19 protein-coding genes and 1 riboswitch are annotated in these 23,594 nt (G+C 59.7%); of the genes, 8 read left to right on the forward strand and 11 right to left on the reverse strand.

Features of this window, described 5'->3' with window-relative positions; translation table 11 throughout:
* Nucleotides 1-115 precede the first annotated feature (115 nt).
* The gene (gene murI / locus BHU62_RS22140) at nucleotides 116-979 is read right to left on the reverse strand and encodes a glutamate racemase (protein ID WP_073534592.1); all 864 of its coding nucleotides are present in this window, start codon (nucleotides 977-979) and stop codon (nucleotides 116-118) included.
* Complete coding sequence (gene btuB / locus BHU62_RS22145) at nucleotides 924-2,807, reverse strand: TonB-dependent vitamin B12 receptor BtuB (protein WP_073534593.1); 1,884 nt, start codon at nucleotides 2,805-2,807, stop codon at nucleotides 924-926. Before btuB ends, murI begins: the two co-directional genes overlap by 56 nt.
* 68 nt (nucleotides 2,808-2,875) lie before the next feature.
* Nucleotides 2,876-3,089, reverse strand: a riboswitch (cobalamin riboswitch).
* Between the two features lie 122 nt (nucleotides 3,090-3,211).
* On the opposite strand from btuB, the gene trmA reads away from it, so the two are divergent.
* Nucleotides 3,212-4,315: a tRNA (uridine(54)-C5)-methyltransferase TrmA gene (gene trmA / locus BHU62_RS22150; protein WP_073534594.1), complete on the forward strand. Its 1,104-nt coding sequence runs from the start codon at nucleotides 3,212-3,214 to the stop codon at nucleotides 4,313-4,315.
* Nucleotides 4,316-4,349: 34 nt separating this feature from the next.
* Here the strand turns inward: trmA and BHU62_RS22155 are convergent, their stop codons facing one another.
* Both BHU62_RS22155 and fabR read right to left on the reverse strand, forming a co-directional pair.
* Complete coding sequence (locus BHU62_RS22155; RefSeq protein WP_073534595.1) at nucleotides 4,350-4,721, reverse strand: YijD family membrane protein; 372 nt, start codon at nucleotides 4,719-4,721, stop codon at nucleotides 4,350-4,352.
* A 14-nt stretch (nucleotides 4,722-4,735) separates the two neighbouring features.
* Nucleotides 4,736-5,368: an HTH-type transcriptional repressor FabR gene (gene fabR / locus BHU62_RS22160; RefSeq protein WP_073534618.1), complete on the reverse strand. Its 633-nt coding sequence runs from the start codon at nucleotides 5,366-5,368 to the stop codon at nucleotides 4,736-4,738.
* 216 nt (nucleotides 5,369-5,584) lie between these two features.
* On the opposite strand from fabR, the gene sthA reads away from it, so the two are divergent.
* A complete protein-coding gene (gene sthA, locus BHU62_RS22165; protein ID WP_073534596.1) occupies nucleotides 5,585-6,982 on the forward strand; it encodes a Si-specific NAD(P)(+) transhydrogenase in 1,398 nt (465 codons plus the stop codon).
* Here the strand turns inward: sthA and oxyR are convergent.
* A complete protein-coding gene (gene oxyR, locus BHU62_RS22170) occupies nucleotides 6,965-7,882 on the reverse strand; it encodes a DNA-binding transcriptional regulator OxyR (RefSeq protein WP_015379402.1) in 918 nt (305 codons plus the stop codon). The two genes, sthA and oxyR, sit on opposite strands and share 18 nt — an antisense overlap.
* A gap of 150 nt (nucleotides 7,883-8,032) precedes the next feature.
* On the opposite strand from oxyR, the gene BHU62_RS22175 reads away from it, so the two are divergent.
* From BHU62_RS22175 to BHU62_RS22190, 4 genes are all read left to right on the forward strand, one after another.
* The gene (locus BHU62_RS22175) at nucleotides 8,033-8,764 is read left to right on the forward strand and encodes a glutathione peroxidase (RefSeq protein ID WP_015379403.1); all 732 of its coding nucleotides are present in this window, start codon (nucleotides 8,033-8,035) and stop codon (nucleotides 8,762-8,764) included.
* A gap of 72 nt (nucleotides 8,765-8,836) precedes the next feature.
* Nucleotides 8,837-10,285: a dihydrolipoyl dehydrogenase gene (locus BHU62_RS22180; RefSeq protein ID WP_073534597.1), complete on the forward strand. Its 1,449-nt coding sequence runs from the start codon at nucleotides 8,837-8,839 to the stop codon at nucleotides 10,283-10,285.
* A 161-nt stretch (nucleotides 10,286-10,446) separates the two neighbouring features.
* Nucleotides 10,447-10,707, forward strand: a complete 261-nt coding sequence (locus BHU62_RS22185) for a toxin HicA (RefSeq protein WP_048232159.1) — start codon at nucleotides 10,447-10,449, stop codon at nucleotides 10,705-10,707.
* Nucleotides 10,694-11,020 (forward strand): type II toxin-antitoxin system HicB family antitoxin, encoded by a 327-nt coding sequence (locus BHU62_RS22190; protein ID WP_073534598.1) that lies wholly within the window; start codon nucleotides 10,694-10,696, stop codon nucleotides 11,018-11,020. The genes BHU62_RS22185 and BHU62_RS22190 overlap by 14 nt, the downstream gene beginning before the upstream one ends.
* Nucleotides 11,021-11,056: 36 nt before the next feature.
* Here the strand turns inward: BHU62_RS22190 and argH are convergent, their stop codons facing one another.
* From argH to argC, 4 genes are all read right to left on the reverse strand, one after another.
* Nucleotides 11,057-12,430 carry an argininosuccinate lyase gene (gene argH, locus BHU62_RS22195; protein WP_073534599.1) on the reverse strand — a complete coding sequence of 458 codons (1,374 nt, stop codon included), beginning with the start codon at nucleotides 12,428-12,430 and terminating at the stop codon, nucleotides 11,057-11,059.
* A gap of 193 nt (nucleotides 12,431-12,623) precedes the next feature.
* Complete coding sequence (locus BHU62_RS22200; protein ID WP_073534600.1) at nucleotides 12,624-13,844, reverse strand: argininosuccinate synthase; 1,221 nt, start codon at nucleotides 13,842-13,844, stop codon at nucleotides 12,624-12,626.
* Between the two features lie 25 nt (nucleotides 13,845-13,869).
* A complete protein-coding gene (gene argB / locus BHU62_RS22205) occupies nucleotides 13,870-14,643 on the reverse strand; it encodes an acetylglutamate kinase (RefSeq protein ID WP_073534601.1) in 774 nt (257 codons plus the stop codon).
* 20 nt (nucleotides 14,644-14,663) lie between these two features.
* The gene (argC, locus tag BHU62_RS22210) at nucleotides 14,664-15,668 is read right to left on the reverse strand and encodes an N-acetyl-gamma-glutamyl-phosphate reductase (protein WP_073534602.1); all 1,005 of its coding nucleotides are present in this window, start codon (nucleotides 15,666-15,668) and stop codon (nucleotides 14,664-14,666) included.
* Nucleotides 15,669-15,884: 216 nt separating this feature from the next.
* On the opposite strand from argC, the gene argE reads away from it, so the two are divergent.
* On the forward strand, nucleotides 15,885-17,030 hold the full coding sequence (gene argE / locus BHU62_RS22215) for an acetylornithine deacetylase (RefSeq protein ID WP_073534603.1): 1,146 nt from the start codon (nucleotides 15,885-15,887) through the stop codon (nucleotides 17,028-17,030).
* Nucleotides 17,031-17,288: 258 nt separating this feature from the next.
* A complete protein-coding gene (gene ppc, locus BHU62_RS22220; RefSeq protein WP_073534619.1) occupies nucleotides 17,289-19,925 on the forward strand; it encodes a phosphoenolpyruvate carboxylase in 2,637 nt (878 codons plus the stop codon).
* Nucleotides 19,926-20,033: 108 nt separating this feature from the next.
* Here the strand turns inward: ppc and metF are convergent, their stop codons facing one another.
* Nucleotides 20,034-20,930 carry a methylenetetrahydrofolate reductase gene (gene metF, locus BHU62_RS22225; RefSeq protein ID WP_073534604.1) on the reverse strand — a complete coding sequence of 299 codons (897 nt, stop codon included), beginning with the start codon at nucleotides 20,928-20,930 and terminating at the stop codon, nucleotides 20,034-20,036.
* 228 nt (nucleotides 20,931-21,158) lie between these two features.
* On the reverse strand, nucleotides 21,159-23,594 hold the full coding sequence (locus tag BHU62_RS22230) for a bifunctional aspartate kinase/homoserine dehydrogenase II (RefSeq protein ID WP_073534605.1): 2,436 nt from the start codon (nucleotides 23,592-23,594) through the stop codon (nucleotides 21,159-21,161).

Here is a 23,594-nt window from a genome sequence, read left to right on the forward strand (position 1 = left end):
GACTTGTCAGTCGTTGTTCCCGGTCAGTGGAGGCGCATTATAGGGAGTTCTCGGCGGGCCGCAACCCCTATTTTCAATATTCTTTCCAACCGTTGAATGTTTAACCAAAATGCCGTTAAAGCGGTAGTTTTTTCAACGATTTAAAGCCATAACCCTGCAAAACGGGCAATAAAGCGTCAGTATCTTCATTTAACGCCATGCAATACGCCAGATTCTCTTCCTGGCTCGAGACCAGGTTTTCCTGCGTCGAGATAAGCCAGGCGGTGCGACGGGCAATCGCCGCGCCGGAATCCACCAGTCGGGTGCCTTCCGGCAACACCTGCATCAGCTCTTCAGCTAATAGAGGGAAATGGGTGCAGCCCAGGACGACAGTATCCGGCGGTTCGCGCATGCTGAGCCACGGGTGCAGGATCTTCTTCAGCACCGGTAGCGGCACGGCTTCCCCGTGCAGCTTGGCTTCCGCCAGCTCCACCAGCTCTGAAGACCCCAGCAGTTCGATCTTGCAGTCGGTGGCAAAACGGGAAATCAGCTCATGGGTATAGCTGCGCTGTACGGTGCCACGGGTCGCCAGTAGGCCAACAATACCGTTGACGGTAAGACGGGCCGCCGGTTTGATGGCGGGCACTACGCCCACGACTGGGAAACTGAAACGCTCGCGCAGAGCCGGCAAGGAAACGGTGCTGGCGGTGTTGCAGGCGATGATGACGATCGCCAGAGGATGACGTTGCTGCACCGCGCTGACAATTTCCAGCACGCGCTCAACGATAAACTCTTCGGACTTCTCGCCGTAGGGGAACGCCACGTTGTCGAAAGCGTATATATAGTGGAGATCCGGCAGCAACTGCCGAACCTCCTGATACACCGACAACCCGCCGACGCCGGAATCAAAAACCAGCACCGTCGGGCGAGGTGTGGCGGTGCTGTTAGAAGGTATAGCTTCCAGTGAGGTAGTATTCTCTTCCTGGAGTAGCGTAGCCATAGGCCGTCTCATAATCTTTATCAAACAGGTTGGCAATTCTACCACGAACTGTCAGATGAGATGTGACCGGATACGAAACTGCGAGATCCCACAGGCTCACGCCGCCAAGTTTAACCGTCGGGCTTGGATAAACACCGTAATCCTTGTCGTATCGCTCACCCAAGTATTGGTAGGTCACCGCCCAATCAAAGTCATACAGCTGCCAGTCCAGCTCATATTTCACCTGCTGTTTGGCACGACGCAGCAGCACTTCGTTGGTCTTGGCGTTGCGCGGATCGACATAATCATAGCCAATTTGGTGCGTCAGCGGGCCGGTTTCGAAAGAAGCCGTAGCCTCTACACCTTTAATTCTGGCCTGATCAACATTGTAATAAGCAGAGCTTGAACCACTGGATGCATAGCTGATCAGGTTATCTATATCGTTACGATAGCCGCTGACGCGCCAGGTAACCGGCCCGGTCAACCCCTCAAAGCCCCCTTCCCACTGTTTGCTTTCTTCCGGCTTCAAATCCGGGTTGCCACCAAAGCTGCCGTACTGTTGCCCCAAATTCGGCGCTTTAAATGCAGTGCCATAAGAGGCAATGGCGCGATAACCCTCAACAAACTCCCAAGCCACGCTGGTTTGCCAAGTGCCATGCCAACCAAACTGCGAGTTATCGTCGCCACGTACCGCCCCTTCCAGGGTAAAGGCGTCAATTTGTTGCTGCGCCGTCAGATAAAGCCCGGTGTTACGTTGGCTCTTGCTGTCAGTGATGTAAGCCGTGCCCGGCTCGATTTTCTGATTTTGCCAATCGACACCCGTACTGATATGGCCTTGGGCAACCTGGAACGTATTGCCCCACTGCACATTGTATTGTGTGGAATCATCCAGAGTTGCGGATGCGGAATAAGGGCCATATTTGGGATCATAGTTATAGTCTTTGGTGTGGCTATAGCTCGCGATCAGCTGTGTGGCATAGATGCCATCCCGATAGCGTAGGCCGCTATCCCAACTTTGGCTATAAAGCTGGCGGGTATCCGGCAGCGCATCCATATGCGCCGGATCCGAATAGCTGTAATTGCCGTCATAGGCCGTGCGGTTGTCATAACCATAACCACGCACAAAACCGCTGAACGCTTCATTAAATTTATGCTCTATGCCGCCGTACAGCGATTTACTCATAAAGCCGTCGCGATCCGGCTGCGGAATACTGGTATTGCCTTCGGCCACCACGTCATACCCTTTGGTATAGGTGTAGTTTCCTGCCACCGTCGCCACGGTGCTGTCGCCCAACTGCTGTTGAGTCGACGCATCGTAGGATTGATAGCCGTTGGAGCCGACGCCGGCGGCCAACGTAGAGCCGTTCTTTTCGCGGGTGGTTATGATATTGACCACACCGCCGATGGCGTCGGAACCGTACACCGCCGAACGCGGGCCGCGAATATATTCGACTTTCTGCACCAGCGAGATCGGGATTTGGCTGAGATCGGAAGAACCGCTGACACCCGCCTGATTAAGGCGAATGCCGTCGATCAGCACCAGCACGTGGCTGGAGTTGGTGCCGCGAATAAACAGCGAGCTCTTTTGCCCCAGCCCGCCGTTTTGCGCAATGTCCACGCCCGGCAAACGGCGCATCACGTCGGTCAGATTCTTGGCCTGCCAGCGATCGATATCGTTACGGGTGACGATGGTGGTCGGTGCCAGCACGGAAGAAACCGGCTGCGGGAAACGGTTGGCGGTCACCACCAGGTTATCCCCGCTAGTGGCTGTGGTGTTGTCTTGCGCCCATCCAGAAAAAGCCGTGACGGAGGAGACCACCGCCAGCAGCGTATTTTTTGTAATTGTCATGAGAAAAGCATCCAAACTTAATTGGCGGATGCCGCAGGATCATGGCCGGTAGTTCGCGACGGCCACGGACATTGCGACGTAACACCGGCAGGTCTTCGGGCTTGGGATTTGCGGGCCGCGGGGCGCGACCGGCAACGGGCGATGACTTCCCATCCTGCAGTGGACAGTGTCTGCGTCGAAACGCTATCGCCGTGACTTCCCCTTACCGCTGCGCGTCAGCTCCGGATTCACACCGGATTCCCTTTTCACTCGCTGCTTGAGGCCGGACGGCAATGCTACGATCAATGCAAATAGATGTCTAGACTGCTATTAATGTTACAAATAATAAACACGACAAAACTGGACTTCACGGTCTGATTCCCTACAATCCCCGCTGATCAAATTTGCCTGACGAGAAGAAACACATGACGCCCGAGAATTTGCCTATTGAACGTTACGATGACCAACTGGCGGAGAAAGTCGCCCGCCTGAAGACGTTGATGTCACCGTTCGCGGCGCCCGAGCCGGAAGTGTTCCGCTCGCCAGTCGACCACTACCGCATGCGCGCCGAATTCCGCATCTGGCACGACGCGGACGACATGTACCACATCATGTTCGATCAGCAGACCAAGCAGCGTATTCGCGTCGATCAGTTCCCGGCCGCCAGCGAGCTGATCAACCGCCTGATGAGCGCCCTGATCGCCGCGCTGAAACCGGAGCCGATCCTGCGTCACAAGCTGTTCCAGATCGATTATCTGTCGACGCAAAGCGGTAAAATCATCGCCTCGCTGCTGTATCACCGCAAGCTGGATGACGTTTGGCAGCAACGCGCCGAGCAGCTGCGCGACGATCTGCGCGCTCAGGGTTTCGACCTGCAGCTGATCGGCCGCGCGTCGAAAACCAAGATCATGCTCGACCAGGATTATGTCGACGAAGTGCTGCCGGTCGCCGGCCGCGACATGATCTACCGCCAGGTGGAAAACAGCTTCACGCAGCCCAACGCGGCCATGAACGTGCAGATGCTGGAATGGGCGCTGGCGGTCACCGCCGGTTCCAAAGGCGATTTGCTGGAGCTCTATTGCGGTAACGGCAACTTCTCGCTGGCGCTGGCGCGCAATTTCGAGCGCGTGCTGGCGACCGAGATCGCCAAGCCGTCGGTGGCGGCGGCGCAGTACAACATCGCCGCCAACCAAATCGACAATGTACAGATCATCCGCATGGCGGCGGAAGATTTCACCCAGGCAATGAACGGGGTGCGCGAATTCAACCGGTTGAAAGGCATCGACCTGAGCGGCTACAACTGCGAGACGATTTTCGTCGATCCGCCGCGCAGCGGGCTGGACGATGAAACGGTGAAGATGGTGCAGGCCTACCCGCGCATTCTGTATATCTCATGCAACCCGGAAACGCTGTGCGCCAACCTGGAAACGCTGCAGACCACCCATCGGGTCAGCCGCCTGGCGCTGTTCGATCAGTTCCCGTACACCCATCATATGGAATGCGGCGTGTTGTTGGAAAAACACCGCTGATACGACAGGGGCGCCATGATGGCGCCCCGTTTCATTATGGCTCTTGAGTCGGCGTATTCAGCGCTTTACGCGCCTTCAGCTTAACCCCGATCCACAGCACCAACGCCACGCAGACAACCGAAGGCAGGAAGTTGGAGCCGATCTGCGGGTATTCGGCGCGCACGATGGCGCTGTACAGCAGCAGCCCCAACAGGAAACAGGCCGCCGCCAGCTTCGGTATGCCGTCCGGCATGGCGCGGTTCAGGTAACGCTGATGCAGGCAGTACACCGCCAGCACCAACGCGATCAGCGGGAAGATCGAAAACGGCACCACCGAGCTGAACAGCGCAGCAAAGGAACCGTTGATCGAAAGGCCGGCAATCAATGCCAGCAGTAAGGTGCCATTTTCACGGCCTGGTTTTTCCATCATTTTTACCTTTTTTATACGTGGGACACAGAAGCTTTTTCTTGTTCGCGACGATACCAGTAATACGCCCCTTTGGAGATCATCCGCAGCTGCAGCACCAGCCGTTCTTCCAGCTGCTGCCGCTGCTCGGCGTCGATATCCAGCGCTTCCGCGCCGGCGCTGAACACGATGGTGACCATCGCTTCCGCCTGCGCTTCGGTGAAGCTGCGCGGCATGTGGTTTTCCAACTCAAGGTAATCCGCCAGCTCGGCGATGAAATGCTGGATCTCGCGCGCCACCGCCGCACGGAATGCCGCCGAGGTGCCGGAGCGCTCGCGCAACAGCAGACGGAAGGCGTTCGGGTTGTTGCCGATAAATTCCATAAAGGTAGAAACTGAGGTGCGGATCACGCTGCCACCCTTGGCGATGCGTTGGCGCGCCTGGCGCATCAACTGACGCAACATCAGGCCGCTTTCGTCCACCATCGTCAGCCCCAACTCATCCACATCGCGGAAGTGGCGGTAAAACGATGTGGGCGCGATGCCCGCCTCACGTGAAACTTCGCGCAGGCTCAGGCTGGCGAAGCTGCGTTCGGCGCTCAGCTGGCTGAATGCGGCTTCGATCAGGGAACGACGAGTCCGTTCTTTTTGTTGTGCTCTGACGCCCATATGCATATCCGGATAGGTTCCATTCTCTCAGTCTAACGCCCTAGACTTGGCAATATAGCAAATTTTATCGCAACAGCATTTATACTAACGCGCTCTATCACACTTCCACTCTGAACCGATTGTGCTTTGACTCAAAAAGCCTAATGGTGATTGGGTGAGCAGCGCTATGATGTTAAGATACCGTTGTAATCTTGTATAAAAACAGGTCTCTCCTACATGCAACAGCACTATCAATTTGATGCCATTGTGATTGGCTCGGGCCCTGGTGGTGAAGGTGCCGCTATGGGGCTGGTGAAACAGGGCGCCCGCGTGGCCGTTATCGAACGGTACAACAACGTAGGCGGCGGATGTACCCATTGGGGTACCATCCCGTCCAAAGCCCTCCGCCACGCCGTCAGCCGCATTATCGAATTCAACCAGAACCCGCTTTACAACAATTCGCGCACGCTCAGTGCGACCTTCCCTGACATTTTACGCCACGCCGATAACGTCATCAGCCAGCAGACCCGCATGCGCCAAGGGTTCTATGAGCGTAACCAGTGCAAGCTGTTCGCCGGCGACGCGCGCTTTATCGACGCCAACACCGTCAGCGTCAGCTATATGGACGGCACCCAGGACACCATCCGCGCCGATCACATCGTGATCGCCTGCGGTTCGCGCCCTTACCATCCGGCCAGCGTCGATTTCAATCACCCGCGCATCTACGACAGCGACTCCATTCTCGAGCTGAGCCATGAACCGCGCCACGTGATCATTTACGGCGCCGGGGTAATCGGCTGCGAGTACGCGTCTATCTTCCGCGGTCTGAACGTCAAGGTGGATCTGATCAACACCCGCGATCGTCTGCTGGCGTTCCTCGATCAGGAGATGTCGGATTCGCTCTCTTACCACTTCTGGAACAACGGCGTGGTGATCCGCCACAACGAAGAGTTCGAGAAGATCGAGGGCACCGAAGACGGCGTGATCGTGCACCTGAAGTCCGGTAAGAAGGTGAAAGCGGACTGCCTGCTGTACGCCAACGGCCGTACCGGCAACACCGATTCGCTGGGGCTGGAGAACATCGGGCTGGAGTCGGACAGCCGCGGGCTGCTGAAGGTGAACAGCATGTATCAAACCGCACTGTCGCACATCTACGCGGTCGGTGACGTGATCGGTTATCCGAGCCTGGCCTCCGCCGCTTACGATCAGGGCCGCATCGCTGCGCAGGCGATCGCTTCCGGCGAAGCCAGCGGTCACTTGATCGAAGATATCCCGACCGGCATCTACACCATTCCGGAAATCAGCTCCGTCGGCAAAACCGAGCAGGAACTGACGGCGATGAAAGTGCCGTATGAAGTGGGCCGCGCCCAGTTCAAACATCTGGCGCGCGCGCAGATCGCCGGGATGAACGTCGGCAGCCTGAAGATCCTGTTCCATCGCGACACCCTGCAGATCCTCGGGATCCACTGCTTCGGTGAGCGTGCGGCGGAGATCATCCACATCGGCCAAGCGATCATGGAACAGAAAGGAGAAGGCAATACTATCGAGTATTTCGTTAATACCACCTTCAACTATCCGACCATGGCCGAAGCCTACCGGGTGGCGGCGCTTAACGGCTTAAACCGCCTGTTTTAACGCGCTGTCGATGTAGCCCTGCATGTGCTCGCGGATCGCCTCGGCCAATTGCTCATAACGGCTGCGTAAAGGGGAACCGGGGCGGTACACCAATGCGATGGTGCGCTTCGGTTCCGGCTTGTAGCAATCCAGATAGCAGACGCCGTCGCGTTCGCGCTGCGGCGGCACCGCCAGTGACGGCAGCAGGGTAATGCCGCTGCCGGCCGCGACCATATTGCGCAGCGTTTCCAGACTGGTGGCGCGGAAGTGGGTATCTTCGTCCGCCCCCGCCTGGAAGCAAAAGCCCATCGCCTGATCGCGCAGGCAGTGGCCATCCTCCAGCATCAGCAGTTTCTCTCCCGCCAGATCCGGCATCGCCACGCGCTCGCGCTGCGCCCACGGGTGATCGGAGTACACCGCCAGCTTCATCGGTTCATCGAATAGAGGCACTTCGATAAACGCCTCGGTTTCCTTCACCAACGCCAGAATGGCGCAGTCCAATTTGCCGCTGTCGAGTTGCGCCAGCAGTTGATGGGTTTGCGCTTCGTGCAGGTACATTTCCAGTTTCGGGAAGGTTTTATGCAGCGTCGGGATGATCTGCGGCAGCAGATAGGGCCCCACGGTCGGGATCAGGCCAATGTGAAGCGGCCCAGACATGGCTTCACCCTGCTGGCTGGCCATCTCCTTCAACACTTTCACTTCGCGCAGCACGGTACGCGCCTGCTCCACCAGCAACAGGCCCGCCTGAGTGAACAGCACCTTGCGGCTGGTGCGCTCGAGCAGCATAACGCCCAGTTCGTCTTCCAGCTTGCGGATCTGCCCGCTGAGCGTGGGTTGGCTCACATGGCATGAGTCGGCCGCGCGGCGGAAATGCCGGTGCTCGGCCAAGGCGACCAGATACTCTAAATCACGAATATTCATTGTTCCCTCCATTCCATGATAGCTCATGGCGATAGATAAGATAGCAATGAGCGATTAGATCTATCAAGTCCCAACGACAATAATGTGTCCCAACGAAGCGATATAGCGCTAAATGCTAAAAATTACTTTTCCTAATTAAGGGGTTAATCAATGTTTACCAGTCAAGAAGGCAAGAAAGTTCCTCAGGTTACTTTCCACACCCGTCAGGGCGACCAATGGATTGATGTGACCACTGATGACCTGTTCAAAAACAAAACCGTCATCGTATTTTCGCTGCCGGGCGCATTCACGCCAACCTGCTCTTCGAGCCACTTGCCGCGCTATAACGAGCTGTCCAGCGTATTCAAACAACACGGCGTCGACAGCATTCTGTGCGTCTCGGTGAACGACACCTTCGTGATGAACGCCTGGAAAGCCGATCAGCATGCGGAAAACATCACCTTCGTGCCGGACGGCAACGGTGAATTCACCAAAGGCATGAACATGCTGGTCGAGAAAGCGGATCTGGGCTTTGGCCCGCGTTCATGGCGCTACTCGATGCTGGTGCGCAACGGCGTGGTCGAGAAAATGTTCGTCGAGCCGAACAAGCCGGGCGACCCGTTTGAGGTGTCCGACGCCGATACCATGCTGAAATACCTGGCGCCGGAATTCAAAGTGCAGGAATCGGTCTCTCTGTTCACCAAACCAGGCTGCCCGTTCTGCGCCAAAGCCAAGCAGATGCTGCAAGAACGCGGCATTCAGTATGAAGAGATCGTACTGGGCAAAGACGCCACCACCGTCAGCCTGCGCGCCGTCAGCGGCCGCGCCACGGTGCCGCAAGTGTTCATCGGCGGCCGTCACATCGGCGGCAGCGACGATCTGGAAACTTTCCTGTCAGCTTAATAAGTAATAACAAAGCCAACGTGAACTTTGGCGGGCTACGGCCCGCCCTTTTTTTACCTTTCAGGAGCGGATATGAAACTGTTGAACGTTGATGTCGCTGTCATCGGCGGCGGCACCGCAGGGCTCGGCGCCTATCGCGCGGCCAAACTGTCTACCCCCAGCGTGGTGATGATCGAAGGCGGGCCTTACGGCACCACCTGCGCGCGCGTTGGTTGCATGCCATCCAAATTACTGATCGCCGCCGCCGAAGCGGTGCATCAAATCGAACGTGCGCCAGGCTTTGGCGTGCACCCAACCGGTAAAACCCGCATCGACGGGCGCAACGTGATGGATCGCGTCAAGCGCGAACGCGATCGCTTCGTCGGCTTCGTGCTGGAAGGCGTGGACGAGATCCCGGCCGGCGACAAAATTCAGGGCTATGCCCGGTTTATCGACGACAACACGCTTCAGGTCGATGAGCATACGCGCATCGTGGCGCAACGCATCGTGATCGCCACCGGTTCTCGCCCCAGCTGGCCGGCGCCGTGGAACGAACTGGGCGATCGTCTGATCGTCAACGACGACCTGTTCAACTGGGATGATTTGCCGCAGTCCGTAGCGGTATTCGGCCCCGGCGTCATCGGGCTGGAGCTGGGACAAGCGCTGCACCGCCTCGGTGTCGATACCAAGGTCTTCGGCATCGGCGGTGCCGTCGGGCCGCTGACCGACAGCGCCGTGCGCGACTACGCCGCCAAAGCGTTGGGGGAAGAGTTCTATCTCGACGCCGACGTGAAAGTGGAGATGATGCAGCGCGAAGGCGATAAAGTGTTTATCCGCTATCGGGATCTGCAGGGCCAACCGCAGGAGATCCTGGTGGACTACGTACTGGCCGCCACCGGCCGCCGCCCCAACGTCGATCGGCTGGGCCTCGAAAACACCGGGCTGCAGCTTGACGCCCGAGGCGTACCGCTGGCCGACCGCCTGACGATGCAAACCAGCGTGCCACATATCTTCATCGCCGGCGACGCCAGCAACCAGCTGCCGCTGCTGCATGAGGCCAGCGATCAGGCGCGCATCGCCGGCGCCAACGCCGGCAGTTTCCCGGAAATCACCCCGGGCCTGCGCCGCAGCGCGATTTCGGTGGTGTTCTCCGACCCGCAGATCGCCATGGTCGGCTCAACCTTCCGCGAACTGAACGAGAAGTTCAGCGCCTGCGGCTGCTTTGAAGTGGGCCAGGTCTCGTTTGAAAATCAGGGCCGCTCGCGGGTGATGCTGCGCAACAAGGGCATTCTGCACGTCTACGGCGAGCAGGGCACCGGCCGTTTCCTCGGCGCGGAAATGATCGGCCCGGACGCCGAGCACATCGCGCACCTGTTGGCCTGGGCGCACCAGCAGCAGATGACCGTCGATCAGATGCTGGACATGCCGTTCTATCATCCGGTGATCGAAGAAGGCTTGCGCACCGCGCTGCGCGATCTGCAGGCGAAGCTCAAACTCGGCGCGACCGAAATCGAGCGCTGCCAGCGCTGCCCGGGCGAATAACCTCTTATTCTCCGTTCATCCCCACCGGGCCTTCAGGCCCGGTTTTTTGCGCAGCACTTTCCACATTTTCCTCCCTCCTCTTGCCTCACGGCCCTTCTGCGCTCATTTTTTATACTTCAACATTGAAATGATACCAATAATGATACTAAAATGGAGGCGGCATGAACGAGATCAGGGATGACATCGCTGATTTGCAACAGCGGCAGAACAGCATCAAATTCGCCGAGTTAGCGAAAATCTGCGTGCGATGGTTTGGGCCGCCGCGCATAAACGGTAGCAGCCATCACGTTTATCGCATGCCCTGGTCAGGCGATCCGCGCATCAATATCCAACGCGGCAACAACGGCGCAGCCAAGGCATATCAGGTTAAGCAGGTCATCGCCGCACTGGCCAGAATGGAGGAAGAACATGGAAAAGCATGAACACTATACCTATCGCATCACCTGGTCAGCGGAAGATCGTGAATATGTCGGGCTGTGCGCCGAATTCCCCTCGTTGTCCTGGCTGGCGGCCACGCGTACCGACGCACTGGAGGGTATCGAAAAAGTCGTGAGCGAAACGATCGCCGATATGCTGGCGCAAGGCGAAACGCCGCCGCAGGCGCTGGCGGAAAAAAACTTCAGCGGAAAACTGGTGTTGCGCATGACGCCGGAACAGCACCGCAGGCTGGCGATCGGCGCGATGGAGGAAGGCGTGAGCCTGAACCGCTATCTGTGTGCACGTCTGGCGGGGTAAAGGTTCAAGGGCGGCGCCGGGCCGCCCTTGTCGTCGTCAGGCCAAACGCTGTTTCGCTGCGGCGATTGCCGCGGCCACCTGCTGCGGTGCGACACCGCCTTTGGCCGCACGCTTGTCCAGGCAGGATTGCAACGCTAGGATCGGGTAAACGTCGTCACCGATCGTCGCGCTAAACTGCTGCAAGTCCGCCAGCGGCAGCGCTTCCAGCGGTTTACCCTGGCGAATCGCTTCTACCACCGCCTCGCCGACGATGTGGTGCGCTTCGCGGAACGGCACGCCCTTGGCGACCAGGTAATCCGCCAGCTCTGTGGCGTTGGCATAGCCCTGCTCCGCCGCTTCCTGGCAGCGCGGGCGTTTCACCTGGATCCCGTCCAGCACCAGCGCCGCCATTTGCAGGCAGTCCATCCAGGTGTCGAGCGCGTCGAACAGCCCTTCTTTGTCTTCCTGCATGTCTTTATTGTACGCCAGCGGCAGGCCTTTCAGCGTCATCATCATGCCGGTTAGCGCACCCTGCACACGGCCGCACTTACCGCGGATCAGCTCCAGCGCGTCCGGGTTTTTCTTCTGTGGCATCAGCGAAGAACCGGAAGTCACGCGGTCAGACAGCTCGACAAACGCCGCTTCGCCGCTGTTGAAGAAGATCAGATCTTCGGCGAAGCGCGACAGGTGCACCATGCTGATGGCGGCATTGGACAGCAGCTCCAGCACATGATCGCGATCGGATACGCTGTCCAGGCTGTTGCGGGTCGCCGAGGCGAAACCCAGCCAGCCGGCCAGCTGCTCGCGATCGATAGGATAAGCGGTACCGGCCAGCGCGCCGCTGCCCAGCGGGCTGACGTCCAGCCGTTTCAGGGTATCCTGCAGACGGCTCTCATCGCGCGCCAGCATCTCGACATAGGCCAGGCACCAGTGGGCGAAAGTCACCGGCTGCGCGCGTTGCAAATGGGTATACCCCGGCATCACCGCATCCTGGTTGGCTTCGGCGGTCTCCACCAGCGCCTGCTGCAGTTGAACGATCGCCTGATGCAGATCGCCAATTTGCTGTTTGCACCACAGCTTCAGATCGGTCGCGACCTGATCGTTGCGGCTGCGGCCGGTGTGCAGCTTCTTGCCCAAATCGCCGACCTTCTCGATCAGCTTCTGCTCCACCCAGCTGTGGATGTCTTCGGCATCGCTTTGGACGATCGCCAAAGGATCGGCCTGGACTTCCGTCAGTAGCGCATTCAGCGCCTGCTCCAGCTGCTGCTGCTCCGCCGCTGTCAACACGTTAACGGTCACCAGCGCCTTCGACCAGGCCACCGAGCCCACGATATCTTGCTCCGCCAGGCGATAATCGAACCGCAGCGAATCGTTGAGTTGCTTGAACCGCTGATCCGCCGCCTGAGTGAACCGTCCGCCCCAAAGTGCCATACCTTACTCCTGTCCCCCGTCATACTTCGAGCCGCAGGTGTGTTGGCTGCGAGCGCTCACCCGAATCACTTACCGATGTAAGCTCATCGGGACTCTCGCCCTTGCCGCCTTCCTGCAACTCGAATTATTTAGGGTATGAATTTTATACGAAAGGGCGCAGCATGCTGCGCCCTTGCAGAGTCACGCCAATCGGTTATTTATTCTTTTTCTCGTTCAACGCGCGGATGCGTGAAGACAGAGAGAACAGGCGGATAAAGCCGCCCGCGTGGCTGTGATCGTAAACTTCGTCTTCGCCGAAGGTGGCGAACTCTTCGGAGTACAGGCTGTTGGCGGATTTCTTCTGGATCGCCGTTACCTGGCCTTTGTACAGCTGCAGCACCACTTCGCCGTTCACCTCTTCAGCCAAGGCTTCGGCAGAGGCCTGCAGCGAGCGGCGCAGCGGCGCGAACCAACGACCGTCGTACACCACATAGGACATCTCCAGGCCCAGCTGCTCGCGCCATTTGAAGCTGTCGCGGTCCAGCACCAGCTGTTCGACGGCGCGCAGCGCCGCCACCATGATGGTGCCCCCCGGGGTTTCATAGCAGCCGCGGGATTTGATACCCACCAGGCGGTTTTCCACGATATCGATGCGGCCGACGCCGTGCTTGGCACCCAGCGCGTTCAGGGCTTCCAGGCATTGATACGGCGATAGCGCTTTACCGTTAACCGCCACAACGCGGCCTTTCTCGACGGTAACGGTCACCTGTTCAGGCTGGTCCGGCGCTTCCTGCGGATCGACGGTCCACACCCAGCAATCTTTGTTCGGCGCATTCCACGGGCTTTCCAGCACGCCGCCTTCGGTGGAGATATGCCAAGCGTTTTCATCGCGGCTGTAGATCTTCTCCAGCGACGCGGTCGTCGGGATGTTGCGCTCTTTCAGGTAATCCAGCAGCGCTTCACGGGAACGCAGGTTCCACTCACGCCACGGTGCCACCACTTTCAGCTGCGGCGCCAGCGCGGTATAGGTGGTTTCGAAACGCACCTGATCGTTGCCTTTGCCGGTCGCACCGTGGCACAGCGCGTCGGCGCCCACTTTCAGCGCCAGTTCGACCTGCGCCTTGGCAATGATCGGCCGTGCCATCGAGGTGCCCAGCAGGTAGCTGCCTTCGTACAGGGCGCCGGTCTGCAGCACCGGATAAACGTAATCGCGGATAAATTCTTCACGCAGATCGACCACGTGGCATTCAGAGGCACCGGACTGCAGGGCTTTTTGCTCCACGCCTTCCAGATCGCTGCGCTCCTGACCGATATCCGCCACGAACGCCACCACTTCACAGCCGCCGTAGTTCTCTTTCAGCCATGGAATGATGGCCGAGGTATCCAGGCCGCCGGAGTACGCCAGAACGATTTTTTTGATGCCTTGGTTTTGCATGATCTATTCCTTTCTAATTCTAAAATTAAGCGAGGATCCGGGTGCCAATCGACACGCCGTTAAACAAAGCAGGAAGCTGATCGGCATGGCGCCAGCTGGCGATATCCACCGGGCGGCCGAGGGTGCGGGCGGCGTCGAGCGCCGCATTCACCTTCACCACCATACCATCGGTGATGATGCCTTGCGCGATCAGTTGCTCCGCTTTTTGCGCCGTCATTTCCGCAATGCGCTGCCCCTTGCCGTCGAGGATGCCGCTGACGTCCGACAGCAGGATCAGATCCGCCCCCAGCGTCGCCGCCAGCGCCGTCGCTGCCTGATCGGCGTTCACGTTCATTAACTGCCCTTCGGCGGTGATGCCGATGGAGCTGATCACCGGCAGGTAGCCGGCGGCCAGCAGGGTATTGAGCAGCGCGGGCGAACCAGGCTGCGCGTTGCCGACGTGGCCCAATGCCGGATCGAGCTGGGTCACGACTGCGCTGCCGCCGTCCGCCAGGCTCAGGCCGACAGCGTTGATTTGATGTTTAATGGCCCACGCCAGCAGCGTTTTGTTGGCGGTGCCGGCCAGCGCGCCGGTGATGATGTCGATCTGATCGGCCGGTGTGACCCGCAGGCCGTTCTTTTTCACCACCGGTAAAGAGAGCTGTTTCATCAGTTCGTCCACCACGCAGCCGCCGCCGTGCACGATCACCAGCGGGCGCTGATGCTGCTGCCGGTAGCTGTCCAACGCGGTAAACAGGCGCTCCAGCGCTTCTTCACTGTCTAATAACACGCCACCTAACTTGATAATTAACGGGTTCATTGCTGTTTACTCACGCTGGTTTAAAGGAGTGACTGGGTTTCCGGGAAGCCGAAACGGATATTCAGGCACTGCACCGCCTGCGCGGCCGCGCCTTTCAGCAGGTTGTCTTCCACCGCCACGGCGATCAAATGCTCGCCCTGCACCGCAAAACCGATGTCGCAGAACGGCAACCCCACCACCGCTTTTAGCGCCGGCACGCCCTGGTCGTACAACCGCACCAACGGCTTGTCGTCATAGGCGGCGTGATAGGCGGCGGCCACGTCCTGCGCGGTCACGCCGGCCTTCAGGCGGCAGGTGATGGTTTCGAGAATGCCGCGCGGGAAATTGCCCAGATGCGGCGTGAAGATGACCGGCACGCCCAGGTGCGCGGCAATCTCCGGCTGGTGCCGGTGAGTGAAAATACCGTACGGCTGCAGGCTCACTTCGCAGAAGCTGGTGGTCATACTGGCCTTGCGCCCGGCGCCGCTGACGCCGCTGGTGGCGTTGATCACCGGCCACTGGTCGAGGTTCAGCAGCTGCTTCTCGATCAACGGTTTCAGCGCCAGCTGCGCCGCCGTCGGGTAACAGCCCGGCACGGCAATCAGCTGCGCCTGCTTAATCTTGTCGCTCTGCCACTCCGCCAGGCCGTACACCGCCTGCTCCAGCAGGGCGCCATGCTGATGCTCGAAACCGTAGTACTGGGTATAAAAGCCGGCGTCCTGTACGCGGAAGGCGCCGGACAGATCGAACACCACGCAGCCCGCCGCCAGGAAGGCCGGTGCGATATCGTGGCTGACTTCATGGGCGGTGGCGAGGAATACTACGTCGATGCCCTGCGCCGCCTTGGCAACGTCGGTCAACGGCTGCAGCGGCAGATCGACGATGCCTTTCAACTGGGGATGCAGCTCGGAAAGCAACTTTCCTGCATCTGCACTTTGCGCTGAAACCGCTAAAGCGGTTATGTTCATGTGTGGGTGGCGATTAAGGTAAGCCGTGAGCTCCGCTCCGGCGTAACCGCTGGCACCAACGATCAGCGTATTCAACATGTGGCCTTTCACCTTCTAAACTGACGTGCGGTCGCTTTCGACCCAGGTAACAGGGCTAGCCAGCGTTGTTGCGCCGTTCACCCACGGAGCCAGGCGTTGATGCTTTTATAAACATCCGGGCATCGGGTTCCCTTACGCTTCGGCTTACTGTATTTTTATTCAAAATAAATGCATGAATATTGATACTATCCTAACCAAAGGCTGTCAACAGTGAAGATGAAATTACCTCCATTTATTGAGCTGTACCGGGCGTTGATCGCCACACCGTCGATCAGCGCCACCGATGCCGGCCTCGATCAGAGCAATGAAGCATTAATCAACTTGCTGGCCGGCTGGTTTACCGATTTGGGCTTTCGTGTCGACGTGCAGCCGGTGCCGGATTCGCGCCACAAATTCAACCTGCTGGCCAGCATCGGCGAAGGCAGCGGCGGCCTGCTGCTGGCCGGCCATACCGATACGGTGCCTTACGACGAAGGCCGCTGGACGCGCGATCCCTTCACCCTGACCGAGCACGACAACAAGCTCTATGGCCTGGGCACTGCCGACATGAAAGGTTTCTTCGCCTTTATTCTGGATGCGGTGCGCGACATCGACGCGAGCAAACTGACCAAGCCGCTGTACATTCTGGCTACCGCAGATGAAGAAACGACGATGGCCGGCGCGCGTTATTTCGCCGCCTCTACCGCCATTCGCCCGGATTTCGCCATCATCGGCGAACCGACCTCGCTGCAGCCGGTGCGCGCGCACAAGGGGCACATGGCCAACGCCATTCGCATCGTCGGCCAGTCCGGCCACTCCAGCGACCCGGCGCGCGGCGTCAACGCCATCGATCTGATGCACGAGTCCATTAGCCGCCTGATGGAACTGCGCAAAACCTTGCAAGAGCGCTACAACAATCCGGCGTTCGCCGTGCCTTATCCCACCATGAACTTCGGCCATATCAGCGGCGGCGACGCGGCCAACCGCATCTGCGCCTGCTGCGAACTGCATCTGGATATCCGCCCGCTGCCCGGCATGACGCTCGACAACATCAACGAGCTGATGCATCAAGCACTGGAGCCGGTGAGCCAACGCTGGCCGGGCCGCCTGACCATCGAAGAGCTGCACGCTTCGGTACCGGGTTACGAGTGCCCGACCGATCACCGCATGGTGGCGGTGATCGAGGAACTGCTGGGCACCCGCACGCAGGTGGTCAACTACTGCACCGAAGCGCCGTTCGTGCAGCAGGTCTGCCCGACGCTGGTGCTCGGCCCCGGTTCGATCGATCAGGCCCACCAGCCGGACGAATACATCGACACCGCGTTTATCGAACCGACGCGCAAACTGCTGGGCCAGCTGGTCAGTCACTTTTGCCGGCAATAAACCCGACATTTAACAGGGGAAATGCTTTATGCTTTCCCCTACCTCAAAAGAAGTAGTAAACGGCGAAATAAGCCGCGCTGATAACCGACGCGCCGTAATTAAATTTCAGAAAATGCGTCGATTTTGATGTTTTTTTGCTAAAAATAGTGTCAATTGACGATTGGACAGGAACGCGATGTGATCAGGCAGGCGGTCTTCGCCTGACGCGTGAAATTTATTTACAAGATAAAAATCATACAGAACTGGGTCAGGGGTTATATGAACGAACAATATTCGGCAATGCGCAGTAATGTCAGTATGCTCGGCAAATTGCTCGGCGATACCATCAAAGAAGCGCTGGGCGAGCATATTCTCGATCGCGTTGAGACTATCCGTAAGCTTTCCAAATCCTCACGCGCCGGCAATGAAGCGCATCGCCAGGAGCTGCTCTCCACCCTGCAGAACCTGTCCAATGACGAGTTGCTGCCGGTGGCGCGCGCCTTCAGCCAGTTCCTCAACCTGACCAACGTCGCCGAGCAGTACCACAGTATTTCGCCCAACGGCGAAGCCGCCAGCAACCCGGAAGCGCTGGCCCAGCTGTTCAGCCGCCTCAAAGACAAAAAGCTCAGCGACAAAGAGCTGCAGCACGCGGTGTCGCAACTCTCTATCGAGCTGGTGCTGACGGCGCACCCGACGGAAATCACCCGCCGCACCCTGATCCACAAGCTGGTGGAGGTCAACACCTGCCTCAGCCAGCTCGATCACAACGATCTGGCCGACTATGAGCGCAACAAGATCATGCGCCGCCTGCGCCAACTGGTCGCCCAGTCGTGGCACACCGATGAAATTCGCAAGCACCGCCCTTCCCCGATCGATGAAGCCAAATGGGGTTTCGCGGTGGTGGAAAACAGCCTGTGGGAAGGCGTGCCGGCGTTCCTGCGCGAGTTCAATGAACAGCTGGAAAACTCCATCAATTACAGCCTGCCGGCAGAAGCGGTGCCGGTGCGCTTCACTTCCTGGATGGGCGGCGACCGCGACGGCAACCCGAACGTGACCGCCGAAATCACCCGCCATGTGCTACTGCTCAGCCGTTGGAAAGCCTGCGACCTGTTCACCCGCGATATCCAGGTGCTGGTCTCCGAGCTGTCGATGACCGAATGCACCCCGGAGCTGCGCGCCCGCGCCGGCGGTGACGAGGTGCAGGAACCGTACCGCGAAATCATGAAGCAGCTGCGCAGCCAGCTGATGAGCTCCCAGGCCTATCTGGAAGGCCGCCTGAAAGGCGAACGCGTGCTGAAACCGCACGATCTGCTGGTGAACAACGAGCAGCTGTGGGAGCCGCTGTACGCCTGCTACCAGTCGCTGCAGGCTTGCGGCATGGGCATCATCGCCAACGGTCAACTGCTGGATACCCTGCGCCGCGTGCGCTGCTTCGGCGTGCCGCTGGTGCGCATCGACGTACGCCAGGAGAGCACCCGCCATACCGAAGCCATCGCCGAGCTGACCCGCTATCTGGGGCTGGGCGATTATGAAAGCTGGTCGGAAGCCGATAAACAGGCGTTCCTGATCCGCGAACTGAACTCCAAGCGCCCGCTGGTGCCGCTGAAATGGCAACCGAGCGCCGATACGCAGGAAGTGCTGGAAACCTGCCGGGTGATCGCCGAAGCGCCGCAGGGCTCGATCGCCGCCTACGTGATTTCGATGGCGCGCACGCCTTCCGACGTGCTGGCGGTACACCTGCTGCTGAAAGAGGCCGGCTGCCCGTTCGCGCTGCCGGTCGCCCCGCTGTTCGAAACCCTCGACGACCTGAACAACGCCGACGACGTGATGACCCAGCTGCTGAACATCGACTGGTATCGCGGCTTTATTCAGGGCAAGCAGATGGTGATGATCGGCTACTCCGACTCGGCGAAAGACGCCGGCGTGATGGCCGCTTCCTGGGCGCAGTACCGCGCGCAGGACGCGCTGATCAAAACCTGTGAAAAGGCCGGCGTGGCGCTGACGCTGTTCCACGGCCGTGGCGGCTCCATCGGCCGCGGCGGCGCACCGGCGCATGCGGCGCTGTTGTCGCAGCCGCCGGGCAGCCTGAAGGGCGGCCTGCGCGTCACCGAACAGGGTGAGATGATCCGCTTCAAGTTCGGCCTGCCGGAAGTCACCATCAGCAGCCTGGCGCTGTATGCCGGCGCCATCCTCGAGGCTAACCTGCTGCCGCCGCCGGAACCGAAGAAAGAATGGCGGGCGCTGATGGACGACCTGTCCGACACCTCCTGCCGGATGTACCGCGGCTACGTGCGTGAAAACCCGGATTTCGTGCCTTACTTCCGCGCGGCCACGCCGGAGCTGGAGCTGGGTAAACTGCCGCTGGGTTCACGCCCAGCCAAGCGCAAGCCGAACGGTGGCGTAGAGAGTCTGCGCGCCATTCCGTGGATCTTCGCCTGGACGCAGAACCGCCTGATGCTGCCGGCCTGGCTCGGCGCCGGTGCCGGATTGCAGGAAGCGGTGAAAGCCGGCAAACAGGCGGAGCTGGAAGCAATGTGTCGTGACTGGCCGTTCTTCTCCACCCGCATCGCCATGCTGGAAATGGTGTTCGCCAAGGCCGATCTGTGGTTGGCGGAATACTACGATCAGCGTCTGGTGGATAAATCGCTGTGGCCGCTGGGCCAGCAGCTGCGCGATCAGCTGGAAAGCGACATCAAGGTGGTGCTGACCATCGCCAACGACGCGCACCTGATGGAAGACCTGCCGTGGATCGCCGAATCCATCGCGCTGCGCAACGTCTATACCGACCCGCTGAACGTCTTGCAGGCCGAACTGCTGCACCGTTCGCGTCAGCAGGAGCAGCCGGACGCCCGCGTGGAGCAGGCGCTGATGGTCACCATCGCCGGCGTTGCCGCCGGGATGCGCAACACCGGCTAGTGAGCCTAATCGCGGCCCCGTTTATCGGGGCCGTTTTTTTATTTCTCACACCCACAAAAAAGGGCGCCGCGGTAAAACGGCGCCCTTCTTTTCAATGGAACAGGCCTGTCAGGCGGCGGCCACCGGGCGCACGCCCAGCGTGTGGCAGATGGCGTAGCTCATCTCGGCGCGGTTCAGCGTATAGAAGTGGAAATCTTTCACCCCTTCACGGCTGAGGATCTTCACCATGTCCATGGCGATGTTGGCGCCGACCATTTTGCGGGTCTCCACATCGTCGTCCAGACCTTCGAACATGCTGGTCATCCAACTCGGCACCCGCACGTTGGTCATGGTGGCGAAGCGCTGCAGCTGCTTGAAGTTGGACACCGGCAGAATACCCGGCACGATCTCCACGTCGATACCGGCGGTGACGCAACGATCGCGGAAACGCAGGTAGCTCTCAACGTCGAAGAAGAACTGGGTGATGGCGCGGTTGGCGCCGGCGTCGATCTTGCGCTTCAGGTTGATGAGATCGGCCTGGGCGCTCTTCGCCTCCGGGTGCACTTCCGGGTAGGCGGCGACGGAAATGTCGAAGTCGCCCACGTCTTTCAGCAGCGCCACCAGATCGGTCGCGTACATTTCCGGCTTGCCGCCGCCCGGCGGCAGATCGCCGCGCAGCGCCACGATATGGCGAATGCCGCTGTTCCAGTAATCGGTCGCGATATCGCGCAGCTGTGCCGGGCTGGCGTCGATGCAGGTCAGGTGCGGTGCCGCCTCCAGGCCGGTGCGCTCCTTGATCCCCTTGATGATGCTGTGGGTGCGATCGCGCTCGCCGGAGTTGGCACCGTAGGTGACGGAAACGAATTTGGGTTTGAGGATGCTCAGACGATCGATCGACTGCCACAGGGTCTCTTCCATCTCGCTGGTGCGCGGCGGGAAGAATTCGAATGATACGTTAATCTGGCCGTTCAACTCCGCCAGGCTCTGATTCAGCGCTTCCCGCTGGTTTGCGTGGAAAAAGCTCATACCCTGCTCACCTCTTATCGATCACTGTTTTTATTTCATCTTGATGAGCGTCTATACGTTTAGACGTCTAGATAGAAAATGCCGCATGTTGGCTAAAGAGTCAACAGGAAAGTGAGGGTAATAAGATGATTAATCCTCAGCCGTTAAACGAAGGAATTTCATGATCGCGGCGGAGATAAGGATGGCCGGAAATGCAAAGGGGCGCGGAGAACCCGCGCCCGCAGAGGATTAAAGCAGCTGCGCCAAACGGTTAAGGTCTGACTGGATCGCACCGGCGGTCACGTCGCGGCCGGCACCTGGCCCGCGGATCACCAGCGGGTTATCGCGATACCAGCGGCTTTCGATGGCGAACACGTTGTCGCACGGCAGCAGCGAAGCCAGCGGATGCTCAGGACGCACCGCCTCCACGCCGACCCGCGCCTTGCCGTTGGCGTCGAAACGCGCCACGTGACGCAGCACCAGGCCCATTTCACTGGCGGCCTCAAAGCGCTGCTGCATCTGCTGGTTCAGCGCCTCGCCGTTCTCGAAGAACTGATCGACGGAACCTTGTTCGCAGCCCGCCGGCACCAGCGACTCGACCCGCACCTGGTTCGGCTCGATGTCGTAACCCGCTTCGCGTGCCAGGATCACCAGCTTGCGCATCACGTCCTGGCCGGAGAGATCGACCCGCGGATCCGGCTCGGTCAGCCCCTGCTGCCAGGCCTGATCCACCAGTTCGGTAAACGGCACCGTGCCGTCATACTGCAAGAACAGCCAGGAAAGCGTGCCGGAGAAGATGCCGCTGATTGCCAAAATGCTGTCGCCGCTGTCGCGCAGATCGCGCACCGTATGGTTGACCGGCAGCCCGGCGCCGACGGTGGCGTTATACAGCCAGTGGCGGCCGGTTTTGGCGAAAGCGTCGCGAATCTGGCGATACGTATCGCTGCACGAGGCACCCGCCAGCTTGTTGGCGCTGATCACGTGGAAACCATAGCTGGCGAAATCCAGATATTGCCCGGCCAGCTCTTCGCTGGCGGTCACGTCAAGCACCACCAGATCGTCGAACGGGTGTGCGCGCATCCACAAGAACAGCGACTCTTCGTCCAGCTCCTGCGCTTCGTCCTCAAAGAACGCCAGCGCGCGGCTGGCGTCCAGCCCGTCGTAGTTCAGCAGGCTGCGGCGGCTGTCCACCACCCCCGCCAGAATGAATTCGAAGCCGCTGCGCGCGGAGATATTGGTCTGCTCGCGAGCGAACAGTTCCAGCCAGCGCGAACCGATGTTGCCCTTGCCGAACAGCACCAGACCGATGCGCTTCTCGGCGCGGAACAGGCTTTGGTGCAGCCCCTGGATCAGCAGCGCGGTCGGCCCCTGGCGCAACACCGCCACCAGGCTGATGCCATCTTCCGCCTGCCAAATAAACTCTACCGGCTGGTCTTTCAGCTGCTGGTAGAAACGGTGGCTGTGCAGCGGGTTCTTACACACCCCGGCGCCAACCATCGCCACCAGCGCCAACCCTTCACGCAAGTGCAGTTCGCCCGGCAGCGCCGCATTCTGCAGCGTCGCCAGCACGCTGTTGACCACCTCGGAGGTGTAACACAGCTGCACCAGATTGCGATCTGGGTGGATGCCCACCGCCAGCGGCTTGATCTGTGCACGCTTGAGCACCAGATCCAACTCTTTCTGCGCCAGTTTGAAGTCATGCTGAGCGGCAACGTGCAGTTCAATCAGGCACACGTCATCGTGGCTGGTGACAATCTTGGCGCCGGTGCCGGAAGCCAGCACGCGCTCGATGCGCGTCGAGCCCTGCTCCGGCTGGTAGCTGCAGCGCAGCTGAAGATCGATATCGCTACCGGAGACCGGCTGCAGGGTGCGGGTATGCAGCACCGGCGCCGCCAGACGCGCCAGCTCGCTGGCCTCATCCAGGCGCAGCAGCGGCAGCAGGCAAGCGTCTTTCACCTTGCGCGGATCGGCGCTGTACACCCCGGCCACGTCGCTCCAGATGGTCACGCGCGCGGCGCCGGCCAACGCGCCGACCTGAGTGGCGGAGTAGTCGCTGCCGTTACGCCCCAGCAGCACGGTTTCCCCGGCGTCGTTGCGCGAAATGAAACCGGTCACCACCAGGCGTTTGCCCGGGTGTTGGGCCAGCAATTGTTGCAGCAGCGGGTAAGAACGGCCTTCATCCACCTGCGGCTGCGCAGCGCGCTCGGCGCGCAGGAAATCACGCGCATCCAGCCAAGCCGCCTGCATATCCAGATGATTGAGCACCGCCGCCATCAGGCGCGCCGACCAGATCTCGCCGTGCCCAACCACTTCGGCATAGCACACGTCGTCGACTTTGCCGTCCAGCAGCGTCGCCAGACGTTCCAGATCCTGAATGAACTCTGCGATCAGCGGCTCGGCGCTTTCCGGCGGCAACAGGCCGCCGATAAGATCGCTATGATAACGACGCAACGCCTGCTGCACTTGGTGCGCAGACAGGCGATCGCTCTGGCTGAGCTTCAGCCAGCTGATCAACTGGTTGGTGGTACTGCCGGCGGCCGATACCACCATCATGTCGCCCGGCTGGCTGTATTCCGCCATAATCCCGGCCACACGCAGATAACACTTCACATCCGCCAGACTGCTGCCGCCAAACTTGTGCAGTTGACGCCCGCTCACCGGCCCTGCTACAGCAATTGCATTCAT

Origin of the sequence: Serratia marcescens (assembly GCF_001902635.1) — a bacterium.
GTDB lineage: Bacteria > Pseudomonadota > Gammaproteobacteria > Enterobacterales > Enterobacteriaceae > Serratia > Serratia marcescens_F.